This is a genomic window from Psychrobacter sp. NPDC078501 (assembly GCF_044900935.1).
Classification (GTDB): Bacteria; Pseudomonadota; Gammaproteobacteria; order Pseudomonadales; family Moraxellaceae; genus Psychrobacter.
Genome location: NZ_JBJDOS010000009.1, coordinates 51,273 through 77,981, shown reverse-complemented (window position 1 = coordinate 77,981; position 26,709 = coordinate 51,273). Strand labels below are relative to the sequence as shown.

At 43.3% G+C, this 26,709-nt stretch carries 21 protein-coding genes; 9 read left to right on the top strand and 12 right to left on the bottom strand.

The genetic code is table 11. From position 1 onward, the window contains the following. The first annotated feature begins 407 nt into the window (after positions 1–407). Positions 408–1,055, top strand: a complete 648-nt coding sequence (locus tag ACI2IW_RS12400) for a glutathione S-transferase (protein ID WP_404693824.1) — start codon at positions 408–410, stop codon at positions 1,053–1,055. 47 nt (positions 1,056–1,102) lie between these two features. On the opposite strand, the gene ACI2IW_RS12395 is transcribed toward ACI2IW_RS12400, so the two are convergent. The 4 genes from ACI2IW_RS12395 to ACI2IW_RS12380 form a co-directional block, all read right to left on the bottom strand. Then, a complete protein-coding gene (locus ACI2IW_RS12395; protein WP_404693823.1) occupies positions 1,103–1,366 on the bottom strand; it encodes a hypothetical protein in 264 nt (87 codons plus the stop codon). A gap of 619 nt (positions 1,367–1,985) precedes the next feature. After that, on the bottom strand, positions 1,986–2,831 hold the full coding sequence (locus ACI2IW_RS12390) for an IclR family transcriptional regulator (RefSeq protein WP_372887684.1): 846 nt from the start codon (positions 2,829–2,831) through the stop codon (positions 1,986–1,988). A gap of 226 nt (positions 2,832–3,057) precedes the next feature. Further along, positions 3,058–4,323, bottom strand: a complete 1,266-nt coding sequence (locus tag ACI2IW_RS12385; protein ID WP_372887682.1) for an MFS transporter — start codon at positions 4,321–4,323, stop codon at positions 3,058–3,060. Positions 4,324–4,451: 128 nt separating this feature from the next. Next, positions 4,452–5,606, bottom strand: a complete 1,155-nt coding sequence (locus ACI2IW_RS12380) for an acyl-CoA dehydrogenase family protein (protein ID WP_404693822.1) — start codon at positions 5,604–5,606, stop codon at positions 4,452–4,454. A 377-nt stretch (positions 5,607–5,983) separates the two neighbouring features. On the opposite strand from ACI2IW_RS12380, the gene ACI2IW_RS12375 reads away from it, so the two are divergent. The 7 genes from ACI2IW_RS12375 to ACI2IW_RS12345 all read left to right on the top strand — a co-directional run bounded on the left by ACI2IW_RS12375 (position 5,984) and on the right by ACI2IW_RS12345 (position 14,393). Beyond that, entirely contained in the window at positions 5,984–6,760 is a 777-nt protein-coding gene (locus ACI2IW_RS12375; protein WP_290176566.1) for an enoyl-CoA hydratase, read from the top strand. A gap of 131 nt (positions 6,761–6,891) precedes the next feature. Beyond that, the gene (locus ACI2IW_RS12370; protein WP_404693821.1) at positions 6,892–8,457 is read left to right on the top strand and encodes a 3-hydroxyacyl-CoA dehydrogenase; all 1,566 of its coding nucleotides are present in this window, start codon (positions 6,892–6,894) and stop codon (positions 8,455–8,457) included. A 73-nt stretch (positions 8,458–8,530) separates the two neighbouring features. Further along, the gene (locus ACI2IW_RS12365; RefSeq protein ID WP_404693820.1) at positions 8,531–9,733 is read left to right on the top strand and encodes a 3-oxoadipyl-CoA thiolase; all 1,203 of its coding nucleotides are present in this window, start codon (positions 8,531–8,533) and stop codon (positions 9,731–9,733) included. 169 nt (positions 9,734–9,902) lie between these two features. Beyond that, a complete protein-coding gene (locus ACI2IW_RS12360; protein ID WP_404693819.1) occupies positions 9,903–11,576 on the top strand; it encodes a fatty acid--CoA ligase in 1,674 nt (557 codons plus the stop codon). A 167-nt stretch (positions 11,577–11,743) separates the two neighbouring features. Beyond that, on the top strand, positions 11,744–12,223 hold the full coding sequence (locus ACI2IW_RS12355) for an acyl-CoA thioesterase (protein ID WP_404693818.1): 480 nt from the start codon (positions 11,744–11,746) through the stop codon (positions 12,221–12,223). 204 nt (positions 12,224–12,427) lie between these two features. Then, positions 12,428–13,423, top strand: coding sequence for a hypothetical protein (locus tag ACI2IW_RS12350; protein ID WP_404693817.1), 996 nt, complete (start codon positions 12,428–12,430; stop codon positions 13,421–13,423). 142 nt (positions 13,424–13,565) lie between these two features. Beyond that, positions 13,566–14,393, top strand: coding sequence for a hypothetical protein (locus ACI2IW_RS12345; protein ID WP_404693816.1), 828 nt, complete (start codon positions 13,566–13,568; stop codon positions 14,391–14,393). Between the two features lie 37 nt (positions 14,394–14,430). Here the strand turns inward: ACI2IW_RS12345 and ACI2IW_RS12340 are convergent, their stop codons facing one another. The 8 genes from ACI2IW_RS12340 to ACI2IW_RS12305 all read right to left on the bottom strand — a co-directional run bounded on the left by ACI2IW_RS12340 (position 14,431) and on the right by ACI2IW_RS12305 (position 25,381). Beyond that, entirely contained in the window at positions 14,431–15,426 is a 996-nt protein-coding gene (locus tag ACI2IW_RS12340; protein ID WP_404693815.1) for a glycosyltransferase family 2 protein, read from the bottom strand. Positions 15,427–15,472: 46 nt separating this feature from the next. After that, a complete protein-coding gene (locus ACI2IW_RS12335) occupies positions 15,473–16,774 on the bottom strand; it encodes a hypothetical protein (RefSeq protein WP_404693814.1) in 1,302 nt (433 codons plus the stop codon). Next, entirely contained in the window at positions 16,774–18,078 is a 1,305-nt protein-coding gene (locus ACI2IW_RS12330) for a glycosyltransferase (RefSeq protein ID WP_404693813.1), read from the bottom strand. Before ACI2IW_RS12330 ends, ACI2IW_RS12335 begins: the two co-directional genes overlap by 1 nt. Before the next feature lie 189 nt (positions 18,079–18,267). Beyond that, complete coding sequence (locus ACI2IW_RS12325) at positions 18,268–19,779, bottom strand: glycosyltransferase family 2 protein (RefSeq protein WP_404693812.1); 1,512 nt, start codon at positions 19,777–19,779, stop codon at positions 18,268–18,270. Between the two features lie 939 nt (positions 19,780–20,718). After that, on the bottom strand, positions 20,719–22,044 hold the full coding sequence (locus tag ACI2IW_RS12320) for a basic amino acid/polyamine antiporter (protein ID WP_404693811.1): 1,326 nt from the start codon (positions 22,042–22,044) through the stop codon (positions 20,719–20,721). Between the two features lie 10 nt (positions 22,045–22,054). Next, positions 22,055–23,026, bottom strand: a complete 972-nt coding sequence (locus tag ACI2IW_RS12315) for a homocysteine S-methyltransferase family protein (RefSeq protein WP_404693826.1) — start codon at positions 23,024–23,026, stop codon at positions 22,055–22,057. Between the two features lie 422 nt (positions 23,027–23,448). Further along, positions 23,449–24,576, bottom strand: a complete 1,128-nt coding sequence (locus tag ACI2IW_RS12310) for a zinc-binding dehydrogenase (protein ID WP_404693810.1) — start codon at positions 24,574–24,576, stop codon at positions 23,449–23,451. A gap of 127 nt (positions 24,577–24,703) precedes the next feature. Then, positions 24,704–25,381: a glutathione S-transferase family protein gene (locus ACI2IW_RS12305; RefSeq protein ID WP_404693809.1), complete on the bottom strand. Its 678-nt coding sequence runs from the start codon at positions 25,379–25,381 to the stop codon at positions 24,704–24,706. Between the two features lie 184 nt (positions 25,382–25,565). On the opposite strand from ACI2IW_RS12305, the gene ACI2IW_RS12300 reads away from it, so the two are divergent. Then, positions 25,566–26,477: a LysR family transcriptional regulator gene (locus ACI2IW_RS12300; protein WP_404693808.1), complete on the top strand. Its 912-nt coding sequence runs from the start codon at positions 25,566–25,568 to the stop codon at positions 26,475–26,477. The last annotated feature ends 232 nt before the right edge of the window (positions 26,478–26,709 follow it).

Below are 26,709 nucleotides of genomic sequence, written 5' to 3'. Positions count from 1 at the left end.
TTGCTCGGCCAGTTTTTTAATGTCAGATTGAGTAGTCATTGCTTATTCTCCTGTTAATGGATTATAAGCAGTTACACAGTTTTTAGGAAACTCCCCATCACACTTATCAATTTCCATTGCGTAATGGGTCTGTCGCGTAGCATCGGTGTACAGGTTTTATATTTATTATATTGTGGTACGCTAACTGTCCATAACTATCAATCGTGGCTTGAGCAGCATTATCCGCATGCGCATCTCAAAGATGCTTATCTACCCCAGTCGTTGGTAGAAACGATGGCTAATTATAAGTCTACTGAACATTCAACAACTCATTAATGGATATTAATATCGATAGGTTTACGTCTACTGGTTTCTCTTTGTTTGCTCTTTACCTACTGTTTAATGTCTATTCAACTATGGAAATATCTATGAACGCTTCATTGCCTTACTTGTACTCTTTTCGTCGCTGTCCCTATGCTATGCGTGCTCGTCTCGGTCTACTATTTGCCGAGTTACCAGTAGAGCTGCGAGAAATCACACTAAAGAACAAGCCAGAGCAAATGCTAGCGATTAGTCCAAAAGCTACGGTGCCAGTATTACAGCTTGCAGATGGGTCGGTGATTGAAGAGAGTGCAGAGATCATGATGTGGTCGCTTGAGCAAAACGATCCTCAGGGACTGCTGGATAGAAACGTTGTATCTCAGGCTAATGCACTGATAGCACAAAACGACAATGAGTTTAAGCAGTGGCTCGATCGCTACAAATATGCTGATCGTCATCCTGAGATGTCTCAGAAAGAGTATCGACAAAAAGGTGAAATTTTTCTGCAGGATTTAGAAGCGTTATTGACTAAGAATACCTATCTACTAGGTAATAACGTGACGGTTGCTGATATTGGCATCATGCCGTTTGTTCGCCAGTTTGCCCATGTAGATCGTGAGGTCTTTTATAGTTTGCCTTATCCCAAGCTACAGCTTTGGCTACAACATTGGTTGGAACACCCGTTATTTGTACAAGCCATGACTAAGTTTCAGTCATGGCAGGAAGGCGATGAGGTAGTGGTGTTCCCTGCTTAATATAGCGGGTTCTATATAAGTTGTATAGGGTATCAATCTTGCTTGGTCTATCTTGATTTCACAACGACCACTTTTTGTGCTGGATGTTTGTCTTTCACAACGATTACTTTTTTGGCTTTAGGTTTCGCTTTAACCACGACCACTTGTTTCGCTTTGGGCTTTGCTTTGACGACGACAGCCTGTTTTGTTTGATGCTTGTCTTTGACTACGACAACTTGTTGGGCAGCATTTGCTGGACCGATCATAGCAAAGCAAGTAGATACGGCCAATAGTGAGCTGATAGCGATTTTTTTCATGTTGAAGTTTTTCATAGTAAGGTCCTTTTAGGCTGATTATAAGTAAGCGTGTTTATTTAATGGTTAAAGGTATCTGAGTTGAAAGTCGCTTTATTGAATAAGTAGATAATAGCGAGTTATAGCGTTACGTACTTTTATGAAAGTTAAAGAAAGGTGACTTTTTCTAGCAGATACTGAACCATTAATACAATCTTAGGAGCTTTTTGCGAAAGGTCGGCAGGCTAGCAACACTTTAGAGATGATACTTACTCAACTTCATCTAAATTCGTAGCTATGATACGAGGGGAATGGGCATTTTTGCGTAGGATGGAAAGGGTTTAAGCGAACAGAAGTGATGAGATATAAAAAGGGGCGACTTATTTTGAATAGCTGACAATCAGCGTATAAGCAACCTTTTTAAAGCAGTTTGTATAAGTGTGCTCTCAGCAGTGGTATGCATCTTACGAAGATGATCTCCTGTAATAAATAAGGAGTGAGCATCTTAATGCTTACTCCTTATCAAACAAGATTTGTGCTGCAATATGCATTTGACTGGTTTAGTTCGGAGGCTCTGATAATGTAGCATTAAATTTACTGAGCATTATCGAAAGATTTAATGCAACTTTAACTCTACCTTTTTAGTCGTTCAAAAAAACTAGCTAATATACAAATTACTCTCAATCATATTTTTCATATGCAGCAGGCGAGGGGCAATGTCCTCTTCTAACTTGGTACGACTCAGAATAAAACTGGGTGCACCGCAATTAAACGTAAGTAGACCCTCAGTAGGGTGCATCAACGCAATAGCAACCGCATTGACATCCTTTTGCCATTCACTAATTGAAAAACAATAGCCGTAATCTTCATAGTCTTGAAAGGCTTTATCTAATCCTCGTCTAATCTTTAGCCAATCATCTTTATACTTACTACGAATCGCATTAAGAATAAATTCCTGCTCAGCAGGTGGCATACTGGCCAAACAGGCTCTACCCATCGAACTTAAATGAATAGGCAGATAAGAGCCGATATTACGCTGCATGGTCGTCGTACCAGCACCTTGCACCACATTTAGATAGACCATCATCAATCGATCACGAGTAGCCATGGCAACGGCACTATTGGCATAGTCTGCCAACTCTTCCATATAAGGAGTTGCAAGGTTATTAATAGAGATATTAGTCATCATCGTATAACCAAAACTTAGTACCCCTGTCGAGAGCTGGTATTTACTGCTATTGGTCGATTGCTTTAAATATCCCAATTTGACCAATGTATAGGTCAGACGAGTGATGGTTCCTTTAGGAAGTCCTGTCAGCTGACTTAGATCTTGGTTGCCTAGATAAGGCCGCTGCGGGGTAAAACAACGCAGCAACTCTAACCCTCGAGCCAACGCGGTGACAAACTGTCTGTCGTTTTTATCTCTCATCTCTGCAATGGGTTCTAACAATTCAATATGCATCTCATTGCTAGTGTCTTCATCGGTAAGGGTATCATTAGTCATATGTCGTCTATTATCCCCAATCAAATTCATACAAGCGTTATAAAATCACAAAACTTTATTATTCATAGCATTCTGTGAGCTACTATCAGCTCACAGTTGCCCACTATCTCTTTAACCACATTATATCAATTTACTTTCACATTCTCATTCTCAGCATAGCATAATGAGAAACTATTGTTTCGCTATGCGGTATGAACGGTAGCAATAGTCGTTATAAGAGGTATGGTTAGGCTTGTTGTGGATCATATTGCTTTTCTTTAATGAACAAAGTAGGGATAAGACCACATAAGAAATATGCCCCTGCCATAAGTAATAAACCTGCGCCGATAGAGTTATGCATGGCCATATAACCAATGGCAACAGGAGCAATCACAGAGCCAAGCCGTCCAATATTAAATGCACCACCGATAGCAGTACCTCGGATAGCAGTAGGGAAACTTTCGGTTAGATAGGTGGCATTAATGGCATAGGGGATACCATATAAGAAACCAAAGGTGATCATTAACCAACCGATATTTTCTGGCGTGTGCATGTACACTAGAATAGGAATAAACAATGCAGTGCCCATCGTACCAAAGGCAAATACTATCTTACGTCCGATTTTATCAGCCATGAATCCAGCCACGACTTTGGCAAACATCATAGTCAGGTACGTTCCCGCCATATACAGTGCCATTTCTTTGAACTTGATACCCAATTCAGTTTCTAGATAAGAAGGTAGCCAGTTACTGACACCAAAATAGCCAAATAGTAAAAGTCCTGAACTCATTGACCATAGGATAAACATGATACGGTGTTTCGGATTTTCCATTATCGCTTTGTATGGGTTCTCTGCTTTTTTGAGTGTGTCTAGTGCGCCGCTCAGTTTTAATGCTCGAGCGTCTTTCCAAGACTGGGGTTCAGGTACTAAAAAGTACATTGATACTGCCAAAAGTATCGGCAAAAACGTTAGTAGATATAGTGTGCGCCAACCATAGCTAGGGATAATCCAAGCGGATACACTGGTGATAACCAATGAGCCTAAAGTAAATCCAGTCATTAATGCAGCAAGGACGGTGGTTCGATGCTTGGTAGGTACCATCTCTGACATAAGCGTATTGGTAGCGATATAAAGACTACCAAGACCCAAGCAGGCAATAACCCGTAGCGTGACAAACTGCTCATAGCTCTGCACCAATCCACTAAAACCAGATAATATAGAGAACATGCCAGTCGCAAGGACGATGACACGTACTCGGCCAAAGCGATCGCAAGCCCAACCACCAAAGAACCCACCGATTGCCATCCCAAATAAGGACCAACTGCCTAAAGCGCCAGCTTGTACATTGGTCAGTGCAAACTCTAGTTTTAGGCTGGATAAGGTAAAGGCAAGAATACCGATATCAGCCCCATCACATAATAAAACTAAGAAACAAAAAACAAAGGCCAGTTTCCAAGGTTGTTTTTGGGTGGATCTTATACTTGGATCTGCAGTTATAGCGACACTTTTCACAATTTATATCCTTAACGTTGTGAGAATGAAAAACTAATTTGATGCGTAGTGGTAAAAATAGAGGGAAACGGTATCAGCATCCTAGCAAATACCGCCGTGCATTTTGGTAGATGAAAAAGTGGTAGGGATTACTCGCTGGCTTCTTTAATCATATTGCGGGCAATGATGACTTGCTGAATTTGTGTGGTACCTTCATACAAACGATATAGACGTACATCACGATAAAACCGCTCAATACCGTAGTCTGCGATATAACCGGCACCGCCATGGATTTGTACCGCTCTATCAGCAACACGGCCACACATCTCAGTGGCAAACATTTTGGCGCATGAGGATTCGGTAACGACGTCTTTGCCTTCGTCACGCAGACGTGCAGCGTCTAGCACCATGGATTTGGCGGCATATATTTCTGCTTTTGAATCAGCGAGCATCCCTTGAATCAGCTGAAAGCTGGCAATTGGTTGACCAAATTGCTTACGCTCGACAGCATAGTTGAGCGCATCATTCAACATACGAGTGGCGGCTCCAGTACTGGCTGCTGCAATATGCAAGCGCCCTTTATCAAGAACTTTCATGGCCGTTTTAAAGCCAACCCCCTCAACACCGCCAATGAGTGCATCAGCTGGTACGACGCAATTATCAAAGATCACATCACAGGTATGTGCGCCTTTTTGGCCCATTTTTTTGTCAATTTTTCCTAAAGTAATACCAGGTGTGTCGCTTTCAACGATAAATGCCGAAATACCACCAGAGCGTTTGTTTTGTGGATCGGTGCGTGCCATAACAGTGAATATACCAGCCTGCGGGGCGTTGGTGATATAGCGCTTGGTACCATTGATGATATAAGTATCACCATCCTTAATAGCCGTTGTTTTCAATGAGGCGGCATCTGATCCTGACTCCGGCTCGGTCAAACAGAACGAACCGATGATTTCACCACTGGCCAACCGAGGTAGATACTTCTGCTTTTGTGCTTCAGTACCATCAATGACTAGGCCAGATGAGCCAATACCATTATTTGTCCCTATTAATGAGCGAAACGCAGGGGAGGTGCGTCCTAATTCAAATGCCAGTGTGACTTCTTCTTCCATAGTGACCCCAAGTCCGCCGTACTCTTCGGGTATGGTCAGTCCAAAAAGCCCTAATTCTCGCATTTGCTCAATGATCTCTTCTGGAAGGCGGTCATTTTCGGCAACCCAATGTTCCATAGGGACAAGTTGATCGTTGACGAAGTTACGAATGGTTTGTGTGATGTGGTCGAGGGTTTCTTTATCTCTAATCATGTGAATCTTCCTTGTTTGGTTAACCGCTATTGTTAGTAGTGGTCTTATGAGCATCCTGAGTGTTGAGAATCTTAGATTTTGATAACCAATATGAATAATACTGAACAACAATCTAATTGTCTTAGGCAAACAGCATAATCGATGAATTATTAAATTACAATAGTTTTGGTTTAAAAAACCGCATTGCGGTATTTATATAATTGAATATGGCTTTTTATTTTAAATTTATTCTAATTTATCAATTTTTTATGCTTCACAAACTAAAATAAACAGTATATATTGATATTAAATACCGCATAGCGATATTTAATATTCAAAATAAATGCTTTATTACGGTGTTTATACTTTATGCAAGAATGATGTTTAAGGAGTCGATCATGGAAGAGCCGCTCATTATTTGTGAGAAAAAAGGAGAGGGCGTGAGTCTCGTTAGACTTAATCGCCCCAAAGTGCGCAATGCACTAAACAGCGAGCTACGTCAACAAATGGCAGATTTGTTCATTCAACTAAATGATGACCCACAAACCAAAGCGATCGTCCTTACTGGTGGTGACAAGGTGTTTGCCGCTGGTGCGGATATCAACGATTTTTTGACTACTAGTACAGCGGATATGTACCTGCGTCATAGTGAGCGCTATTGGAATGCCATTACTAACTGCCGAAAACCCATTATTGCTGCCGTCAATGGTTATGCGCTAGGCGGTGGCTGCGAGTTGGCCATGCATGCTGACATCATCATCGCAGGCAAGTCTGCCAAATTTGGTCAACCCGAAATCAAGATAGGACTCATGCCAGGTGCTGGCGGAACGCAGCGTTTGTTTCGCGCGATTGGCAAACATAAGGCCATGAAAATGGTACTAACGGGCGATATGATCAGCGCTGATGAGGCGGACACAATGGGGCTGGTATCTGAAGTCGTTGAAGATGAGGCTACTATCACACGCGCCATTGAGATTGCTGAGCAGCTATCACATTACTCTCCCATTGCCTTAGCGCAAATCAAAGAAGTGGCAAATCTAGGTGTTGATATGCCTTTAGAAGGTGCGTTGGCTCTAGAGCGTAAGGCTTTCCAGATTTTGTTCAATACTCACGACCAAAAAGAAGGCGCTAAAGCCTTCTTGGAAAAGCGTCCTGCAGAGTACAAAGGGCATTAATTCCTAGCCGCGTTAATTCATTAGCATGTGAATTCATAAGCACGTTAATTCAAAGCCACATTGTGATTGCTTTTGAAGCAAGTTATCACCTTTGAACCAAAATTTCATAGCAAACTATGTAGAGAATTATTATGACTGTGAACACAATCGCCATTATTGGCACTGGTATTATGGGCATGGGTATTGCTCAAATTGCTGCTCAAGCTGGTATCCAAGTACTCTTGTATGACGCCAAATCAGGCGCTGCTGAACAAGGACGACAATCCTTGCAAAGTACCCTTGAAAAACTCACTGCTAAAGGTAAGTTTACCGATGAGCAGCTACAGGATACTTTAAGTAATTTGACCGTACTACAGGAGCTTAGCCAAATTGCGACTGCTGAGATAGTGGTTGAAGCCATTATCGAAAATCTAGACATCAAAAAACAGCTTTTTGCCCAGTTAGAAGGTGTGGTCACCGCCGATACTATTTTGGCGACCAATACCTCTTCCTTATCAGTGACCGCAATTGCTGCTGACTGTGATTATCCAGAGCGTGTGGCAGGATTTCACTTCTTTAATCCAGTCCCTTTGATGAAAATTGTAGAGGTCATTCCAGGTCTGTCTACTCAGCAATCAGTGATTGACGTGCTCTCCGATTTGGCCAAACGTATGGGTCATCTAGGTGTGGTAGCAAAAGACACACCGGGTTTTATTGTCAATCATGGCGGTAGAGCGTACGGTACAGAAGCGTTAAAAATATTGGGTGAAGGGGTAACAACGTTTGAGAGTATTGACCGAATTTTGCGTGAAGGCGCAGGATTTCGCATGGGGCCGTTTGAGCTGTTAGACCTCACCGGTATCGATGTATCGCACCCCGTGATGGAGTCGATTTACAATCAGTTCTATCACGAAGCGCGTTACCGCCCGCATCCACTGACCCGTCAAATGCTGGTAGGCAAAAAGCTTGGTCGTAAGGTTGGTGAAGGGTTTTATCACTATGAAAACGGTCAGAAGTTGTCAGCAGCTACTGCTCAAGATCAGTCGTTCGAAGTACTCATATCTGATGCCGTTATTACCTCAGTTTGGGTTGGCGCTGATCTGGCAGAAGACAAAACTCAACTGGTCGATTACCTAAAGTCTCAGGGTATCACTATCGACGACAACGACAAGCCAAACCCTAATAGTTTGGTGCTGCTCGCACCCTATGGCGAAGATACGACTAATGCTGCGATTCGTTATCAGGTCGATCCCAAGCAAGCCGTTGCCATTGATATGCTCACTGGACTAGCAAAGTATCGTACTTTAATGCCAAGTCTCGTCACGCAGGAAACATTTATCACACAAGCTTATGCATTATTCAATAGGGGCTTGGATGACAGTGAGGCAACCACACAGCCTATGGTCGGTGCCACACTGATTGCCGAAAGTACAGGCTTTGTGGCACAACGTGTGGTCGCTATGGTAATTAACCTTGGTTGTGATATTGCCATGCAAGGGATTGCTTCACCTGAGGACATCGATAATGCTGTCAAGCTTGGGCTAGGTTATCCATATGGTCCTATCTCTTGGGGCGATCATCTTGGCGCCTCGCGTGTATTGCTTATTTTAGAGCGTATCTACGGGCTGACAGGTGACCCACGTTACCGTCCAAGCCCTTGGCTGCAGCGCCGTGCCAAGCTTGATGTGTCATTGTTTACTCAGCAAATCACTTACTAATTTGAACGACAAGATATGGTTATTAAACCATAAAACCATTATTCAGAATCAAAAAATACGACAAGGAAACGTTATGTTAGATGCCTATATTTATGATGGATTAAGAAGTCCTTTTGGTCGATATGTTGGCGCATTAGCAACCGTACGCGCTGATGATTTGGTTGCCACTGTGATAAAAGCGCTGGTCGAAAAGCACCAACTATCTGCTGATATCTTTGATGAAGTGTTGCTAGGCAGCGCTAACCAAGCAGGCGAGGACTCTCGCAATATCGCGCGTAACGCGGCTCTATTAGCAGGGTTGGATGTAACTACCCCGGGTCAAACAGTCAACCGTCTATGTGCATCAGGTCTGTCTACTGTTGTCGATGCTGCTCGCAGTATTACGTGCAACGAAGGGGATATTATTTTAGCAGGTGGTGTGGAGTCGATGACGCGTGCACCGTTTGTATTTGCCAAGACAGAACAGCCTTTTAGCCGTGACTTCAAAGTATTTGATACAACCATTGGTAGCCGTTTCCCCAACCCGAAGATTATTGAGCAGTTCGGCAGTGATACCATGCCGCAGACGGGCGATAATGTCGCGCAGAAGTATGGTATTACGCGAGAGGAAGCCGATAAATTTGCAGCAGCATCACAAGCCAAGTACCAAGCTGCCAAGCAAGCAGGGTTTTTTGACGATGAAATAACACCTATTACTGTCTCCCAAGGTAAGAAATTGCCCGAAAAAGTCGTTACAGATGATGAGCACCCTCGCGCCAGCTCTAATATTGAAGCACTACAAAAGCTCAAACCATTAAACAAAGATGGAATCGTCACCGCAGGTAATGCTTCTGGCATCAATGATGGTGCAGCTGCGCTCATCATCGGCTCAAAACAAGCGGAAGAAAAGCTAGGCTTTAAGCCAATTGCCAAGATCTTATCATCAGGAGCAATGGGTATTGAACCCAATATCATGGGCGTGGGTCCTGTTGAAGCGATTAAGCTGGCACTAAAGCGTGCTGGTTTGACCCTTGATGATATGTCTGTCATTGAGATCAATGAAGCTTTTGCCTCACAGGTACTGGGTTGTCTAAAAGGGTTGGACATTGATTTTGATGATAAGCGTGTCAATCCCAATGGTGGTGCCATCGCTGTCGGCCATCCGCTTGGCGCATCAGGTGCAAGAATCGCCTTGAGTACCGCTCGAGAGCTACAGCGTACGGGCGGCAAATATGCCGTGGTTAGCTTGTGTATTGGTATTGGGCAAGGGCTTGCCATGGTGATAGAACGCGTCTGAGACTCAAAAGCACGCTCGCCCCATTACTGGTTATAGTTGATTCAGTTTAGAAGAGAGATAAGGCAACCGAGCGCAGATGTAACTGTGATACTTCAAGTGAGGTTAACGCTGTCACTCTTTTATAGAGGGTTGACTATATCAAAGACAATTTATTATCAAGGAAGATACCATGACAACCATACTCAACGAACACGATAACTACCATCAAGCCAAAGACGCGTATGGGTTCCCGTTAATTATCAAACAGTTACTAAATCGCGCCAAGATTGCTTCCACCAACCAAACCATTAGCTATGCCGACAAAGTCACTTATACCTATGCTGAGTTTTTTAAACGTATTAATCGCTTGGCCAATGTATTAAAAAATATGGGCTTACAGGCAGGTGATGTGGTCGCGGTCATGGACTGGGATAGTCATCGTTACCTTGAGGCATACTTTGCAGTACCAATGTCGGGCATGATTTTGCAAACCGTTAATGTGCGTCTGTCTGAAGAAAAAGTACTGTATACCGTCAATCATGCTGCGCCAAAAGCATTGCTGTTAAATGCCGAATTTGCACCAATGATTAAAGACTATCGTGACGATGCGCCTTCTATCGAGCATGTAATGTGGGCTGATGATGAAGAAGACGATAAAGCTGAGCTGCCAGACTATGTCGATGGCGAATATGAGGCGCTATTAGCCGCCGCTAGTGACGAGTTTGACTTCCCAGATTTTGATGAAAACACCATCGCTACGACATTCTATACCAGTGGTACGACAGGCGATCCAAAAGGGGTTTTCTTTACTCATCGCCAGATAGTACTACAGACGATGGCAAGTACCTTGGCCTCAGCCCTCAACGCCGAAGGTCAAGGCGCGCGCTACAACGATGTCTATATGCCAATGACGCCTTTGTTTCATGTACATGCGTGGTGCTGGCCGTATGGCGCTACCATGATAGGGCTCAAGCAAGTATATCCCGGGAGATATCTGGCACCAAAATTGGTTGACTTGATTGAGCAGCACAAGGTCACGCTGTCACATGGTGTCCCAGCAATACTACAGATGCTTCTCAAAGAAATGGCAGAACGCGGTCGCAAATTTGAAGATCTTAAACTGTTACTAGGTGGCTCAAAGCTCAATGAGGGCTTAGCCAAAGCAGCTATCGAGTGCGGTATCGAATTTATGTCAGGCTTTGGTATGTCAGAGTCTTGCCCTGTACTGTCTCGAGCAGTATTCGATGACAAAACAGAGTCAATGACGCTAGAGGATAACCTCAATTATCGTTGTCTATCAGGCTCGCCAATTATGTTAGTTTCGATGGAAATTTGGGATGAAAATGGTAAACCACAACCCATGGATGGCAAATCGACAGGCGAGCTTGTGATACGCGCGCCTTGGCTAACACAAAGTTATTTTAAAAATCCTGACGCAGGTAATGCGTTATGGAAAGGCGGCTGGATGCATACTCAAGATATCGCCTGCATGACCGCTGATGGCACACTAAGCATCACAGACAGGCTCAAAGATGTCATTAAATCTGGCGGCGAATGGGTGTCCTCGCTTGAGGTCGAAACTATTTTGTCCTTTCATCCTAGCGTTGCTGATATCGCGGTGATTGGTGTGCCAGATGAGCGTTGGGGCGAGCGCCCCTTGGCATTGATAGTATTAAAACCGGACCATGCCGACACAAAAATGGAAGATATTTTGGCATTGGGTCATCAAGCAGTAGAGAGAGGTCATCTGCCAAAATACGGTGTGCCAAGCGAAGTGAGATTTCTATCAGACATGCCAAAAACCAGCGTCGGTAAACTCGATAAAAAACGCATGCGTTCGATGTACTCAGAAAATCTCATCTAGTCAAACAATCCGGTCACCATCAAATCGACTTTGACGAAAGTGAAAACTTGCATAAACCCTAGTGTTTGACTGAATGCTAGGGATGGGAGAGGTGTGTGAGTCACGAGCACCTTGAGTCACATTCATCATCTTTATAACAGAATCTGTCTAATAAAAAGAGAAAAACTATGGAAGCTGCGCCTACGTTCCCAGAAATACAAGAGATTGTCACAAGCGATGACAATCACCCATTGCATGACTTTACAGTTATCTACCCTCAGCAAGTGGAATGGGGTGATATGGACTCCTTTGGTCATGTCAATAATGTGGTTTATTACGAATATGCTCAAAACGCTCGTATCTACTACAACAGGCGGCTTGGTCTATTTAACGAACAGACGTCTTCGGTGATGGCAGCCTCATCATGTCGTTACCTCAAATCGGTTGCTTATCCTGATGAATTATGGATTGGCGTCAAGGTCAAAAAAATCGGTAATTCAAGTCTGATTCATGAATATACCTATTACAGTACGGTGCAGAAAACAGTCGTTGCAATCGGTGAGTCGGTGTTGGTATATCTTGATAAATTGAGTGGACAAAAAAAGCCTATCGATGAGTCACAAAAAGACGCGATTGCTGCGTTAGAGAATATTGACCAAGAAGCGTAACACCTAATATATCGGTCAAAGTACGATTGGGTTTTTTAATTGAACAGTAGTTATTAAGTAGAAGTTAATTTTCATCTAAAAGGATTATTTATTTTTATGGATTAAAGAAAACGTAGTAGCAATTGGGATTGATAAGGATATCAACATAGAATAGGGAATAGATGAATGATGCTTTATATAAAAAGGCTATCTGTAGGTTTTGCTATGGTTGTAACATGCGTATCTGCACAAGCAATCGATCTTGTGACGACAGGTGACACGACGTTGAGTATCGGTGGTTACATCAAAGCAGAAGGTGCTTTTAACTCTCCTGATGAAGGTGAGTCGGAATTTAAGGGTAATTTACGTCAGTCTCGTATCAATGTGAAGACGACCAAGTCGGTAAATGATAAAAAACTCACGGGGTTCATTGAAGGTGATTTTTATGGCGATTATGCCAAGGGTGGCTCAAATCTGCGCTTGCGTCATGCCTATGTACAGGTTGATGATTTGACAATTGGTAAGACTTGGAACGGTCAGTTTTTGGCAGTGGCGCCTCTTTCTACGGAGCAGCTTGACTTCTGGGGTACTGGTTTGGGCACGGCCTCTGGTGGTAGTTCTTATATTCGGCCAGATTTGACGTTGCACTATACTTATAAGGGGCTGCGTTTTACGGCGCAAGATCCTGTTTATGATAATGCGAGCTTACCTGATATGGTGGTCAGCTACAAAGATAAGATATCTAACTTTGATTATAACGTGGCTGTCACAGCTCGTGATGCTGAGAACGGAGATGGCTCAGATGTGGGTATCGGTGTTTCTTTAGCGGGCAAGCTGACATTGGGTAAAGATTCACTCCATGCGAGTATATATAATGGTAAAGGCATGGGTGCCTATTCTGCCATCTGTGTTGGCGGGCCACTAATTATGAATGGCGGCGTAGACTGTGATGCCGAGGATGGGAAGCTTATCTCGCAAACTGGCTATAGCGTAGGATATAAGCATCAATTTACCCAAAAGCTGCGTGGCAACTTGCGTTATGGTGAAGTAAATGTAGACGATGCGGCAGATACTTCTGCCAATGTAAAAAGCGCAAACCTTATCTATGAGTATCTACCAGATTTAGATTTGGGTATTGAGTGGAGAAATCAGGACGCAACGACATTCCCATGGATGCCAGCAGGTCAGCAAGTTGAAATAATGGCAAAATATGATTTTTGAGTTGAATAAGTAAGAGGTCGGAGGTCGCAGACTTTTATTAAGATAAGGCTTTATCCTTGCATAATAGGGGTAAAGCTTTTTCTATAAAAATCGTTAATAATGCTAAAGTAGCAATCAAAAGTTTAAACTAACTAAGGTTGCTATGTCTAATACAGAGTCCAATACAAAAAAACCAATACTTAAACAAAGTATCGTGCTGTCAGAGAATAGCAAATATACATTTGATAATATAAGCACAGCGAAGTCTGCTTTCTTAACGCTACCAGTCGTTACACAGACGGCACTAGAGCAAGCTAAACGAGTCGTTCTAATTGCAAATAATCCTGCTGTCACCACGGCTCAGCTTGAGATGCTATTACAGCCCGATGATGTCTTGGTGTTATTTAATCACTTTATTCATGATGTTTTTTTTGCCTGCCATCAGTTAGCTAGTTCACTACCTAAGCTGTTGTTTTTTCGTCAAATTGGTGACAGTAAACTGCATTTTGGCCTACCGCCTAGAAGCAATCATATATCAGTGATGGAGCAAATGGCAGAGACCGCCCCGTTAGGGGTATTGACGAGCAACCAGCCTTATCAGTTTCCAACATTAGCTGATGACCCAAGTCCTAATGACGATCCTGTCACTACTCCTCGCATCTTAGATATTCCTTCGAGCATGAAAAAACTATTATCAAGCCCTACCTACCATAGTGTGCTATCAGAGCATCATGAAGTTGTTGCTGACTATCCATGCTTTACCGATATTCATTCGTCAGCACCCTCGTCAGGTTTTCTATTGTATCGGCTGATGCTGGCAGCTCGAGCATACTTACACCATATTCAAAACACGAAACTACCGTTAGAAATAGTAATGATCGGTTTCAATGACAATGATAAAACTGCTCATTTTTGGCATGGTCATAACTGGGATTTTGAACGTCAGGAAATGAATCGACCACCCACAGGGGTAACTATTCATCAGTACTAAAATATTGATTAACTAAGCTATGTTTAGCTAGAAGTAGTTAAACATAGGGAGCGTCTGGACAATGAGCGCGCTTTATCTCTTTATCGCTAGGCTCTCGTCGTACGGCTATCAGTGATGACTGTTCTTCGGTCCAATCAATCAGATCCATATCGGAAAACTGTGACAGCCATCCTGTCATGGGCCAACAGTGCCATTTTTGATAGAAGCGATTGGCATTGACAATGATACTGTCCAGATGATTGAGTGGTGGCCGGTAGACACTGTGCTGCTGATGATAAGCGATATCAGCAGTGAGGTAAAAATCGATACCTAATCGATGTGCTGTAAAGGAAAAATCGGTATCCTCTGCACCATAACCTGTATATTGGGTGTCAAAACCACCAATTTTATCAAAAGTCTGGCGATTGATAGCGAAGCATAGGCTCCAAAATGCACCGTAATCATCAGTTTGTTTGATAGCTGTTTGCTCTGTTTCAGTAGGATATGAGTCAGCTTCATCAAAATTATAACGATAAGGGTTATATACAGACAGCTCGTCTAAAAGAGAGACAGGCAGATGGTTAATTTTTAATTGTGCATTTTCTTCTACTGACAAAGGTCGCGTTAGATAGCGTGGTTGACCCATTAAAAGCGCATTAGGATATTGCAGAAGCTTCTTATACATTTGCTCAATAAACGTAGGCGCTACGATACAATCGACATCCAAAAAAATCAGCATATCGTGAGTTGCCTGCAACGCTCCAAGATTGCGATTATGTCCGATATCAAACTCTGTAGTTGTAGTATCGTCACCATCATTCACAGCTGATTTAACCGTAGTCGGTAACTTCACGATATTTAATGAAAATTCAGCTAACTGATTGGGGTCAGCGTCGTCGTTGACGATAATGACTTCGGCTGGCTTTACACTACTATGTTCTAGACTACTGAGTAGGTTGTAGAGATGACGATTACGACCATAGCAGGTCGTAATGACGGTCATCGGTACAGTATCAGAAGTCGTACTCGCGTTACTCGTTGGCTGAGTGGTCATCGCTTGTCTTTACCTCGTTATAGTGCTGCCTGTTATTTTTAATCAGTCAGTCTTTAATTGTTGATTTAGGTGTTAAGTTGAGACGAGGGAGTAACCAGTTTTCAAACCAAAGCTTAGTTGTAGGATAATCAGTGGTGCTATGCATAAACGCTTGAGCAGCTGTTAGCATAGCTATGTTGGTTTCCTCGCTGCTATCTTCCTCACTGTTATTTTTTTCAATGCTATCAACTGAAGTAGTGGGGTGTGATTTATTTCGGCCATGAATGGTTTGGGCAATAGATTCAGGTTGATCATCATTGACGCGCATTAAGGTTTTAAACTGCTGCCAATTTAGCGCTTTATTTTGAGTGACTAACGCTTCAGCCATGACGGCTTGTTCATTATGTGGTCTGTCATCAGGCACTACTATGAGCGGCGTATCATAATGATACGCTTGCGCGACAGCGTTTAGGCCACAAGCTATCATTAGATAATCGCTATGACAAATAAATGGTGTGACGTCATCTACCTCAGCTGAGACATCGACATAACATCGCTTGTCATCGTCTATAGGCCCGAGAGAGATAATTAACGCATTGGGTAGCAGTGAGCGCAATTCCGGTAGTTTTTCGTCAATCGCTTTATGTCCACCATAGCCTTTAATAACGGTGATAATAGGTGTTGTAGTTTCGGACTTGTCTATTAATTTAGCCTCGATAGATAGTAGGTTTGTAGATTTAAGAGTAGAAGTTTCGCTATTAGCGCTTAATTTTGCCAAAATATCTATAAAGCTCTCATAAGTACATGACTCAGCTTTTTGAGAGTAGATAAAGTCAAGATAGAGCGTTTTATTACAGACCCACTCAGATGTCTGGGTAGACTCTAATGCTTTAGGATAAGGAGCTAGTAAGGCAAGCGCGCCAGCAAAAGCACCTATATGTGGCGCATCATCGCGAATACCTGGAAGCCTAACGTAAAGGTAAGGGACGCTTGCCGCACGGCAGAGCATTGCCACCTCAACGCTGACATCGATAATCATTAGATCGATCTTACATTGAAAGATAGTATCTAGTATTTGGTGACTGCGTTTTTGAATGTCGCCATTGCCTACGGGCGAGTAATGTAGGCTGGCTGGTTGCCAATATTCTCCTGCACGACCTGCTAGTATGTCATCGGGGCGTTCATCTTCTGCATTTAAGCGTACGATTTGTTGTTCATCAATAGCGGTAAAACGATAGCTATCTGCATCTAAGCTCGTAAATACCGTTAATTGTGCTCTTGCGTCATTAGGTAGCAACGCAGCCAGTTTGTCTGCCTGTCGGCAGTGTCCTGAGCCATGATGATGAGCATAATATCCGATACGAATCATTACGATCCCTCAGAAAAGCTAACAAGATCATTATCAGTTTCAACTGGCGCTTGAATGGCTTGATTAAAAAACTGCAGGGATTCTTTTGTTAAATCAGACAGCCCATAGCTGTTGATGCTGTTGATATAACTTTCTGAATTATCTTCTATCAACACCGTTCTATTTTTTAACGCTGCTTTATACAATGCCAGATAGCCGTCTACCATGGCCGATACTGAACAAAACTGTAAAGCACGGTCACGGCAGGCTTGGCGTGATATGTTTTTAATCGTAGAAAAACCATGGATAAAGGCGGCTTTGTCTTTTTTAGGTACGATGACTCCTGTCTCTGGAGTAATAATTTCTGCACTGGCTCCAGCATCGAAACCAATTACTGGTGTGCCACATGCCAGACTCTCAGCTAAGGTCAATCCGTATGGCTCGTCCCAAGTACTGGTAAATAGCATGGCAGTTGCTTGGCACAAGTAATTGTTAATCTCGCCCTTGGTGACATGACCTACGTAACTGAATAGTTTGTCATCGCCACTCTTACTGTCTTTAAATAATAAAGGGGCTACTTTTTGATTGAAGTAGTCTTCGTTGCTTTTAGGTCCTGCAATGATAAGTTTTTTTCCAGCTTCCATGCAGTACCGCATGGCTAAATGAGTGCCTTTTTCAGGGCAAATACGTCCATACCAAAAATATACCTCGTCATCGCTACCATTAGTATTATTAAGCGATTCTGTATTGGCAATAAAGGATTCGACATCGATGCCGTTATACACCACTTGTGAAGGGACAAACTCAGCGAATAACTGCTGTTGGTGCTTACTAATCGCTGTAAATTGAGTGGTTGTACCAGAGCGCAGTGTTAAAAGCGCCAAACGTAACTGTGGAAAAATAGGTGTATGAAAAGTGGTAAAAAACCTTTCGCCAAACGCTTGGCCTGTCATCATCGGAATATGATGCAGACTGTGGTTATGTACGATATCAATTTCACCGCGCTCATCACGTTCGATAATATCTCGTAAGGCTATCTGATAAGTGAGATATTGGTACATCTCTTCACGGCCCATGGCGACCGTTTCATGCTCATTATCATAGACCATCTTACTAAACTCATGACGCGTCAATAATGGCACCAACGTTGCTTTCGTCTCGCTATCTTTATGAGCGTAAAGCAATACCTCATGGCCTTGCGCCACCAACTCATCACAAATCAATTGGGTAATCATTTCTAGACCACCTGCGTAAGGCTGGGCAATGGGATACAGTGAATGTGCGATAATGGCAATACGTAGCGGTGAATTCGAAGACCTAATCATGTTTTTGAGACCTTTATAGTTATAAGCATCATGGCTATAAGTGTTATGGTTAGTAGAGTGGTGTATAGGGAACCTAGTATAGAAACGATAAAAGACAATAAAATGACCTTGGTTCAAAATTGGCTTATATAATCGCAAGTTTTTGCGAATCGATATGCCTATAAGCACTAATTTTATAAGTACTGAATTTTATGAATCGATGGTTTTTTTATCTTTAAATAAAGATGTCGCATAAGATGTCGTGATAGTCGTCTTTTTTTCATGGGCTACCTTTAAAGTCTGTTTTAGAACCTTACTCATACTTGGTATGTCTGCTCGAGCATCAGAGAAATTATCCATTGCTACTTTGGCGGCGCTTAGTTTGAGAACACAGACTGCTGCTGCACAGATAAATAGTACTGGTGAGTAGAGCGATGAAAACGGTGCTACAACTAGAGCTGTAATGATATTTAGCACCAACAGCAGTTTTGGTAACGCTGCTATATTCTTAAGGAATAATGACTGACGGCTTTGGATATAGTTTTGTTTTGGCGTACAGACAAAAGGTTTCTCTCGTCCCCACAGCACCGGAAGCCATGATAAGGCACCAATCTCCCAAAAATTTAAGTGCATCAACCATGCACGTATTTTTCTACCAAAACGTGGCTGATGGTTGTCATCTACTTGTTGATTGAGAGGCGATTGATCACGGCAATATGCCGATAAACGTCTAAGGATAAAAAATGCATAGCCTGCATAAACCACATATAGAGGGATAAGCATCGACACGTTAGCGTTATTTACCAAAAGCATATCAACCATTACCAGTAATGAGCAGATATGCAAAAGGGTAAAGAACCCTGTGAAATTTACCCAAGCACTCAGCTGAGACAGATGAGCGCGTATATAGGCTAGACGTTCTCTCATACTTTTGGATTGCGAGATATGTTGAACTGGAGAGTTGTACGGGACTGACAAGTAATCCGTGAGCACTTGCATATTGCCGTAGATCCAGCGTCGGCGTTGACATATTAGGTCATCTAGTGTGTTAGGTAGTAAACCTGTGGCAATGACTTCTGGCACAAACTGACTGCGAAAACCTTGTCGATGCATAAGCACGCCCATCTGAGCATCTTCAGTGATAGAAGCGCCTGACCAGCCTCCTATGCTCAAAAGGTCTGAGCGTCGAATGACTGCGTAAGTACCCGTTGATAAGGCGCGATTGCGATTAAAAGGACGATACAGATGATGATTGAAATAGTGATTCAACTCGCTATGCGCATCTAGCTGTCCTTCATTACGATAAAACTGCGGAAACTGCAGTAGGGTATGCTCAGGATATTGGGCGATAGCCTGCATAATAGAGGCTCTAGCATGTGGTAACGCTTGGTAATCACTATCGACCACTACAATGTGACTACAGTCTGGACTCATTAACCCAAGTGCCAAGTTCAAAGCACCCGCTTTAAATCCTTCGACACGATCAATATGATAAAAATGAACATTCAACTCAGCGTCTAGGCTTTGGCAAAATGCTGCTAACGGCTCATATAACGACGTCTCTTTATTATTATTATCGATAATTAATATCTCGTCACACGCTTTTTTTACTGCTAATAACGACTTTATCGTGGCAATAACCAACTCTGGAGGCTCAGCTCGCGTCATCAATTGGAAACTGAGTGTTGCGCTAGTTAGAGCTTCTTGTGTGTTAGCAGTCATGTCTGGTCCTTATGCAGGTACAACAAGTAAAATCGTGTAAGGGGCTGGCGTGCTTGTAAGAAAAGACGGCTCTCTTAATCAGCTGGTTGATACCAATGAATACTAATACAAAATTGAGTAATAATTTAGTCGATAATTGTTTATTATGAATTAACTGTGTAAGTCTACGTAATGTGACATAAAAACTTAGTATTTTAATCGCGTAAAAATAGGGCGTTTTTGAATTGAAAAAGGGTAGGTAGCTATACTTTATTCTTGATTAAGGCAATTAGTAAAAAGATAAAACGAGGAAAGAGATGAGGATAAAAAAGCAGAAAGGTCTGCATCATTACGTTGAAGCACGACTGTAGTAAGACAGAAAAGCACGACTAAAATCGTAGTTAGCCTCAGAAGCTAACTACGTTAATAAGTTTGAGACTAGATTATTTATATTGACGATTAACTTCATACTTAGCTAGCCCTGACTAAATCAAACCAGCGCTAATTCTGTACTAAGCCAGTACTAAATGAGTGACACACCAGTTCCAGACAGCGTCGATAATTGGTGTTGATGACGAATTATTTTTGCGAACGAGATAATAATCTGGATCGACTGTTAGCGTTGACTCGCATAATAAATCAACTTTATCTATTCGGTCGCGGTTAAAGTCTGCAATAGATTAAATGGTTACTGGTACGCCAATGATTACCCTGAGATGATCGAGTTAGAGTCTCGGCAATAAGATATATTTTTTTATAAAATTTTGAAGCTTTATTGACTAAGTTTCAACCGTGGCAAGAGGGGGATGAGGTGGTGATTTTTCCTTGCTAATACTTAATATTTGCGGTTGTTTATATGACTGGCTTTGCTCTGAAGCCTTGATCACCACTAAAAAAGGTCCAAAAAATGATGATTTTTTGGACCTTTTACATTATTAAAATAGCTATCGATCAGCTAGATTATGTTAACTGCTGACGCGATTGATAGCGGCTGTAATAAAAAATCGCTAAGCCAGGTATATACAGCAGCAAGGACAACAGCAAGTTATCCACGCCAGCAGCATAAATTAGCCAGATACCATAGACACTCGCGCCCAGACCGATGGCTTTGATGCTCCAGCGTTCTGATTGTGCAAATGATACTTTGACCAAATACGCCCCGACTAAAAAGTAAGGAATCAAAATCATCGAGGTGGAGATAATCACCAAGGTGTTATAGCCTTTACCGGTCAAAAAGATCATCAGTAAGCACAGCTGCACGGTCAAACTGGTTAGTAGTAATGATGCCGTTGGCGTGCCTTGTGCGTTTTGCTTGGTAAATATACGTGGAAACGCATTGTACTTCGCCGCGGTAAACGGCACTTCAGCCGAGTAGAGAATCCAGCTCAGGTAAGATGCTAATACCGAGATGATAAGACCAATACTGATAACCCATTTACCCACGTCGCCCGTCATCTGCGCCATGATGCCAGCCATTGATGGGTTGCTAAGCGCTGCCACATCCACACGGCTCATGACCCCGAGAGAGAGCAGGGTAATGGCAACATACAGTACCAGTGCACACAACACCCCGATATAAGTAGCGCGGCCAATATCAGCGCGTTTCTTGGCACGCTGTGATAAGACAATCGCGCCCTCGATACCCGTAAATACCCATAGGGTGATCAGCATTGTCCCTTTGACCTGCTCCATAAATGGCACGTCCAAAGTCGTTCCCGCGCGGTCGGCGTTAAAAGTCTTCATATCAAAGGCATAATAGGCAAACACAATAAAAGCAATGAGCGGTAAGCTTTTTGCCAAGGTCGCCAGCAAGTTGATAAAGGCCGCTTGCTTGACGCCGCGCAGTACCAAATAATGTACCAGCCATAAGATGATAGATTCACCGACTAGCGCCCACAGCGTGTTGCCTTCACCAAAAACAATACTGGTTGGTGTATCAATAAAGCTACCCAGCGCGGCAAACGCCACGACCAAGTAACCGACCACACCAATCGTCGCACACAGCCAGTAACCCCATGCCGAAAAGAAGCCTGCCAAATCGCCAAACCCTGTTTTAGCATAGGTATAAATACCGCCATCCAGTTCAGGCTTGAGGCGTGACAAATGCAAAAAGCAGCCCGCGAGGAACAAAATACCTACGCCGGTGATGATCCATGCGGTAATGATGGCGTTCACGCCTGCCACTTCGGCCATGTTTTGCGGTAGGCTAAAAATACCCGCACCGACCATCGAGCTAAACACGATGGCAGTGAGCATGGTTAGCCCAATTTTTTGTCCATTTTGCATCGTGCGATCTCTATTTTGTTGAGGTGCCTGTCGTCAAAGTACCTGTCGTCAAAGTACCTGTTGTTAAAGTACCTGTTGTCAAAGTGCTTGTGAAATGCTGGCTCAATTCTTGAATGTGTTCAGGGCCAATACCGCAGCAACCGCCAATCAGTGATGCGCCTTGGGTTTGCCATTTTTTTGCCCAGACCAAGTATGCAGGCGGGGTTAGGTCATCGCGCACTTCATCGAGGCCATCATTCGCTGTAGCGTCTTTTGGCTGTGGTGGAAAGGCGTTGGCATATGCACCAAGTTTGATGTGCGCGGCATCCTTGTCTTGCAACACGCTTTGCGCTACATCAAGCGCTTGTTCAATCACTTCTGGCTGACAGCAGTTAAATAAGATCGCTTCTACATTGATATCCGCCATTTTGGTAACGGCTTCTTCTACCGTCTCACCTGAGCGTAGGCGGGGTACATCGAGATCCTCGCTGTCTTCTAGGGTGAATGAAACCCATAATGGCTTATTGTCAGTATCGAGCGTGTCCAGTAGCTCGCGAACAGCGACAGATTCAGCGATTAAGCTTTGGGTTTCTGCCAGCCAAAAATCCACATATTCGCTCAAACCTTTGATAAGTGGCGTGGCGATATCTTCCACGTGATCCGCGTCAAACAAGTCGGCACGATATGAGCCAAATAGCGGCGGGATTGAACCTGCAATCTTAGTGTCGCGGCCTTCCATCTCGACCGCAGCGCGCGCCATCTCGCCTGCTGAGGTAGCCAATGCTTGCGCTTGATTGGCAAAACGCGCTTCGCCAATATGAAAGGGTACGAGCGCATAGCTGTTGGTGGTGATGACCGCTGCACCGCTTTGGATAAAAGCGCGATGCACGTCACGGACGATCTCAGGCGCTTCTATCATTGCTAGCGCCGACCACTCAGGCTGACGAAATGGTGCGCCACGCTTGGCTAGCTCTCGACCCAAGCCGCCGTCAATAATTGTGATTGCGTCAATTGACATAATAAGTCCCTCTTTATAGTGAATAGGTACATCTACTAAGACTCTATAGTCAATTCTCTATAAAAGAGTGACAGCGTTAACCTCACTTGAAGTATCACAGTTACATCTGCGCTCGGTTGCCTTGTCTCTCTTTCAAACTGAATCAGCTATATTTTGAGAAATAGCGTTATTTAAAGGGACGAAATACTAGGCGTAATAAGGAGTAGATGCAACCAAAAGTTTAGTAATAATGTTAATTGATTACTTTTGGCATCTGATTGCCTGATTTCGGTGTCGTCAGGGCAAGATTTTCTCGTTGAGGTCTATACAAATTGTGAGTAAATGCGAAGTGGCGATGACTTTTAGTTAGACATAAAAAAGCAGACATCATAGATATCTGCTTTTTTTAACTGTTCTTTAATTTGCAATTAGACTTGAGGCTTTATCAAGTATTTCTCACCAGTCGCCTGTTTGCCATAAGCGGCGATTGATTTTAACTGTAGCGCTTCCTCTAGGGTCACTTCATGCGTATAGCTGCTCGCAAAGGTGGTGGTGATTTCTTCTGCCACGCGTTTGCGCATGGACTGAACCGTTTCACTACCAAGTTTGCCAAGTGCATTGAACAATAAGAATCCATTCACACCCCACGCAAAACCAAAGTTACGGTTTAAGGTGATCGGACCACGGTCTAAGGCGCCATAAATATAAGCTTGTTTAAAGGTATTTGAGCCATAGACGCTGTATTCTTCTACGTCACGAGTAATAGCTGCTTCCATACAGTTTAGAATATCGCTGGTGAGCTTACCGCCACCGATAGGGTCAAACGAAATCGTAGCGCCTGTTTCAGTAATCGCGGTGGTCAAATCAGCAAGGAATGTCTCGCTGCTTGAGTTCACCACATATTTTGCGCCCATATCGCGCAATAGCTCTTCTTGCGAGTCTTTACGGACGATATTCACCAAATCAACGCCGTCTGCCATACAGATACGGTTTAGCATTTGGCCAAGGCTCGAAGCGGCTGCTGCATGTACGATGGCTTTGTGGCCTTCAGCGCGCATGGTTTCGACCATTGCCAGTGAGGTGAGCGGGTTTACAAAAGACGATGCGGCCTCGGTAGCTGTCGTGCCGTCTTGCATTTCTATGCAGCTTCTTACATTGACACAGTGGTATTGACGATATGTACCGCCACCAATCACCGCAACCATTTTGCCCATGAGTGATTGTGCGGCTTCTGATGAGCCTGCTGCGACGACTGTACCAGCGCCTTCATTGCCGACAGGCGTGTCTTTATTTACCCGCGTTTTGAGTGATGGCATGAATTTCGCAGGCACATCAGCAGTAATGATCGGGCTGTCATCAGTGCCTGATTGTACAGCGGTTGACATATCAGCGGCGCTGAACATCACACCAAAGTCAGAGGGGTTCAATGGCATGGCTTCCATGCGAACGACAACTTCGTCAGCACCGGGTTGCGGCATCTCGATGTCTTTTAAAGACAGGGTTAATTTGTTGTCATCACTGATGGTTGAAACCAGTTGTTTATTTTTATCGGTCATAAGGTTTGCTCCTGCAAATAGTTGGATTTTTAGACCAATCCCTTTACGGCATTGGTCGTTCTTTAGGTTATTGAGCTTTAGTAGTTTTCTTAACATGGCTCATTTTTAGTGGCCACACTGTCATATGTTATTTAGCGTTTGCGGCTTGGATTAGAGCTTTAACGTGTTGCATAAACTCAGGCATGTTTGCTTGACTGTCTGCCTGAACGCTTTTTGCAATGTCGGTTTCACTCATGGCTTTGTTCCATTCTTTCATGCCGTCCACTTCTGCCAGTACATCCCACTCAAGCTGAGTCGCGCCAAAAGCGTTGACAATAGTGTTGACGTGATGCACATAGATGTCAGCCATGGTGAATTGCTCGCCTGCAATCCAAGGCGAAAATTTACATAAGCGATTCATGGCAATAATACCGCGGCCCAATACTTGACGGACTTCCTCTTTGATTGCGTTAGGTGCTTGAGTACCAGAAAACACATATGGAATCAGACGACGGCTTGGTAGCTCAAAATACAGCTCTGCTATTTTCATAATCTGACGTACAGTCGCGCGTTCTGCTGCATCGGTAGGATATAGTGGCTTTTCAGGATAGGTTTCTTCCAAAAAGTCACAAATCACGTTAGATTCCGACAGATTAAAACCGTCAGGCATGGTGATCGCAGGTACTTTACCCACTGGACTAACGGTTAGTAGATCATCACTACCAGCGTACAAAAGGTTCTCTTGAAATGGAACGCCCTTATATAAAAGAGCGTGTTTTACTATGTTGTAATAGTTGCTTGCAGCAAAGCCGTGCAAAGTAATCATAAGTCATTCTTCCATTGTTGACGTAAAAGTTATTTTTAATCGTGTTTTCATTGCAACGTTTAAGTTAAACACATTATTACTGGTTTTAATGTGGTTATATATAAGGAATAACGTGAATCACTATTGCTTTTAAGACAATAATAAGGCGAGAATACTCAAATATTCACCTAAATGGAGAGGTCAGTTGGATCAATTACGTGCCATCAAGTACTTCAGCAAAGTCGTAGAAACGGGCAGTTTTACTAAGGCCGCAAATGCATTCAAAGTACCGCCATCCTCACTATCGAGACGGGTATCTGATTTAGAAAAGAGCTTGGGCGCGACACTGTTAAAGCGCTCGACTCGAATCGTTAAATTGACCGAAGTAGGGCAGGTCTATTACGACGATATGCAGCAAGTACTAGATCAGCTCGAGCAAAGCAAAGAAACAGTACGCAGTTATCAAACGACGCCAATGGGGCGGTTACGCATCAGCTCTATGGTGGGTTTCGGTGAAAAAATACTGCTACCACTGTTGGATGAGTTTGGTGAGTTGTATCCAGAGATTGTGCTAGATGTCAGTCTCAGTGATGAGCCATCAGCATTAGGACGTGACGATGTCGATATTGCGATTCGCGGTGGCTATGCGCCAAATGAGCGAGTGCTTGCCATTAGGCTAATGGACAATGGGTTTATTCCGGTTGCATCGCCCAGTTATTTAGAGATGCATGGTGCACCTAATCATGTAATGGCGTTAAAAGAACATAAAGGTCTGTATTTCAAAGCGCCAAACGGGCCAACGCCTTGGCTCTGCTATGTGGACGATCAGTGGCATGATGTCTCAGGACCTGCAGTGGCAATTTCAAACAATGGACCATGGCTAGCAAAAAAGGCTTGTGATGGTGAAGGGGTTTTGATGTCCACTCGATGGGCACTATCCTCATATCTTGAGTCAGGCGCATTGCAAGAGATTAAATTTGAGCATCCATTAGCAATCACGCAGCACGCTGATATGGCCGTATATCTGCTGTATCAAAAGCAGCGCTATCTAGTGCCTAAGGTAAAAGCCGCCGTCGATTTCTTGGTTGAGAGGATAAAAGTAGGAAGTATAAAATAATAGCCTAAGCAGAAATTTTATAATTAATTCGTACTAGTTAGATTTTCTGCTAGTCTAATCCGCATAGGCGTGGGCTAAGATTCTCGAAATACTATACGTACGTGATAGTAAAGAGTCGAATAATGGGCTAGCAAGAAAGTTGAGATCTCCTGATAATAAGCGTAGTGGATTATCTGAAGACTTACGACCAGTTTTGCCATTAATCATTAATTGGTAGGCATCAAAATATAAC

What these genes read in the sequence shown, in the direction of transcription:
- ACI2IW_RS12400 (WP_404693824.1), top strand. Translation starts at nt 408, where the DNA reads ATGAACGCTTCATTGCCTTACTTGTACTCTTTTCGTCGCTGTCCCTAT.
- ACI2IW_RS12395 (WP_404693823.1), bottom strand. Translation starts at nt 1,366, where the DNA reads ATGAAAAACTTCAACATGAAAAAAATCGCTATCAGCTCACTATTGGCC.
- ACI2IW_RS12390 (WP_372887684.1), bottom strand. Translation starts at nt 2,831, where the DNA reads ATGACTAATGATACCCTTACCGATGAAGACACTAGCAATGAGATGCAT.
- ACI2IW_RS12380 (WP_404693822.1), bottom strand. Translation starts at nt 5,606, where the DNA reads ATGATTAGAGATAAAGAAACCCTCGACCACATCACACAAACCATTCGT.
- ACI2IW_RS12375 (WP_290176566.1), top strand. Translation starts at nt 5,984, where the DNA reads ATGGAAGAGCCGCTCATTATTTGTGAGAAAAAAGGAGAGGGCGTGAGT.
- ACI2IW_RS12370 (WP_404693821.1), top strand. Translation starts at nt 6,892, where the DNA reads ATGACTGTGAACACAATCGCCATTATTGGCACTGGTATTATGGGCATG.
- ACI2IW_RS12365 (WP_404693820.1), top strand. Translation starts at nt 8,531, where the DNA reads ATGTTAGATGCCTATATTTATGATGGATTAAGAAGTCCTTTTGGTCGA.
- ACI2IW_RS12360 (WP_404693819.1), top strand. Translation starts at nt 9,903, where the DNA reads ATGACAACCATACTCAACGAACACGATAACTACCATCAAGCCAAAGAC.
- ACI2IW_RS12355 (WP_404693818.1), top strand. Translation starts at nt 11,744, where the DNA reads ATGGAAGCTGCGCCTACGTTCCCAGAAATACAAGAGATTGTCACAAGC.
- ACI2IW_RS12350 (WP_404693817.1), top strand. Translation starts at nt 12,428, where the DNA reads ATGGTTGTAACATGCGTATCTGCACAAGCAATCGATCTTGTGACGACA.
- ACI2IW_RS12345 (WP_404693816.1), top strand. Translation starts at nt 13,566, where the DNA reads ATGTCTAATACAGAGTCCAATACAAAAAAACCAATACTTAAACAAAGT.
- ACI2IW_RS12340 (WP_404693815.1), bottom strand. Translation starts at nt 15,426, where the DNA reads ATGACCACTCAGCCAACGAGTAACGCGAGTACGACTTCTGATACTGTA.
- ACI2IW_RS12335 (WP_404693814.1), bottom strand. Translation starts at nt 16,774, where the DNA reads ATGATTCGTATCGGATATTATGCTCATCATCATGGCTCAGGACACTGC.
- ACI2IW_RS12330 (WP_404693813.1), bottom strand. Translation starts at nt 18,078, where the DNA reads ATGATTAGGTCTTCGAATTCACCGCTACGTATTGCCATTATCGCACAT.
- ACI2IW_RS12325 (WP_404693812.1), bottom strand. Translation starts at nt 19,779, where the DNA reads ATGACTGCTAACACACAAGAAGCTCTAACTAGCGCAACACTCAGTTTC.
- ACI2IW_RS12320 (WP_404693811.1), bottom strand. Translation starts at nt 22,044, where the DNA reads ATGCAAAATGGACAAAAAATTGGGCTAACCATGCTCACTGCCATCGTG.
- ACI2IW_RS12310 (WP_404693810.1), bottom strand. Translation starts at nt 24,576, where the DNA reads ATGACCGATAAAAATAAACAACTGGTTTCAACCATCAGTGATGACAAC.
- ACI2IW_RS12305 (WP_404693809.1), bottom strand. Translation starts at nt 25,381, where the DNA reads ATGATTACTTTGCACGGCTTTGCTGCAAGCAACTATTACAACATAGTA.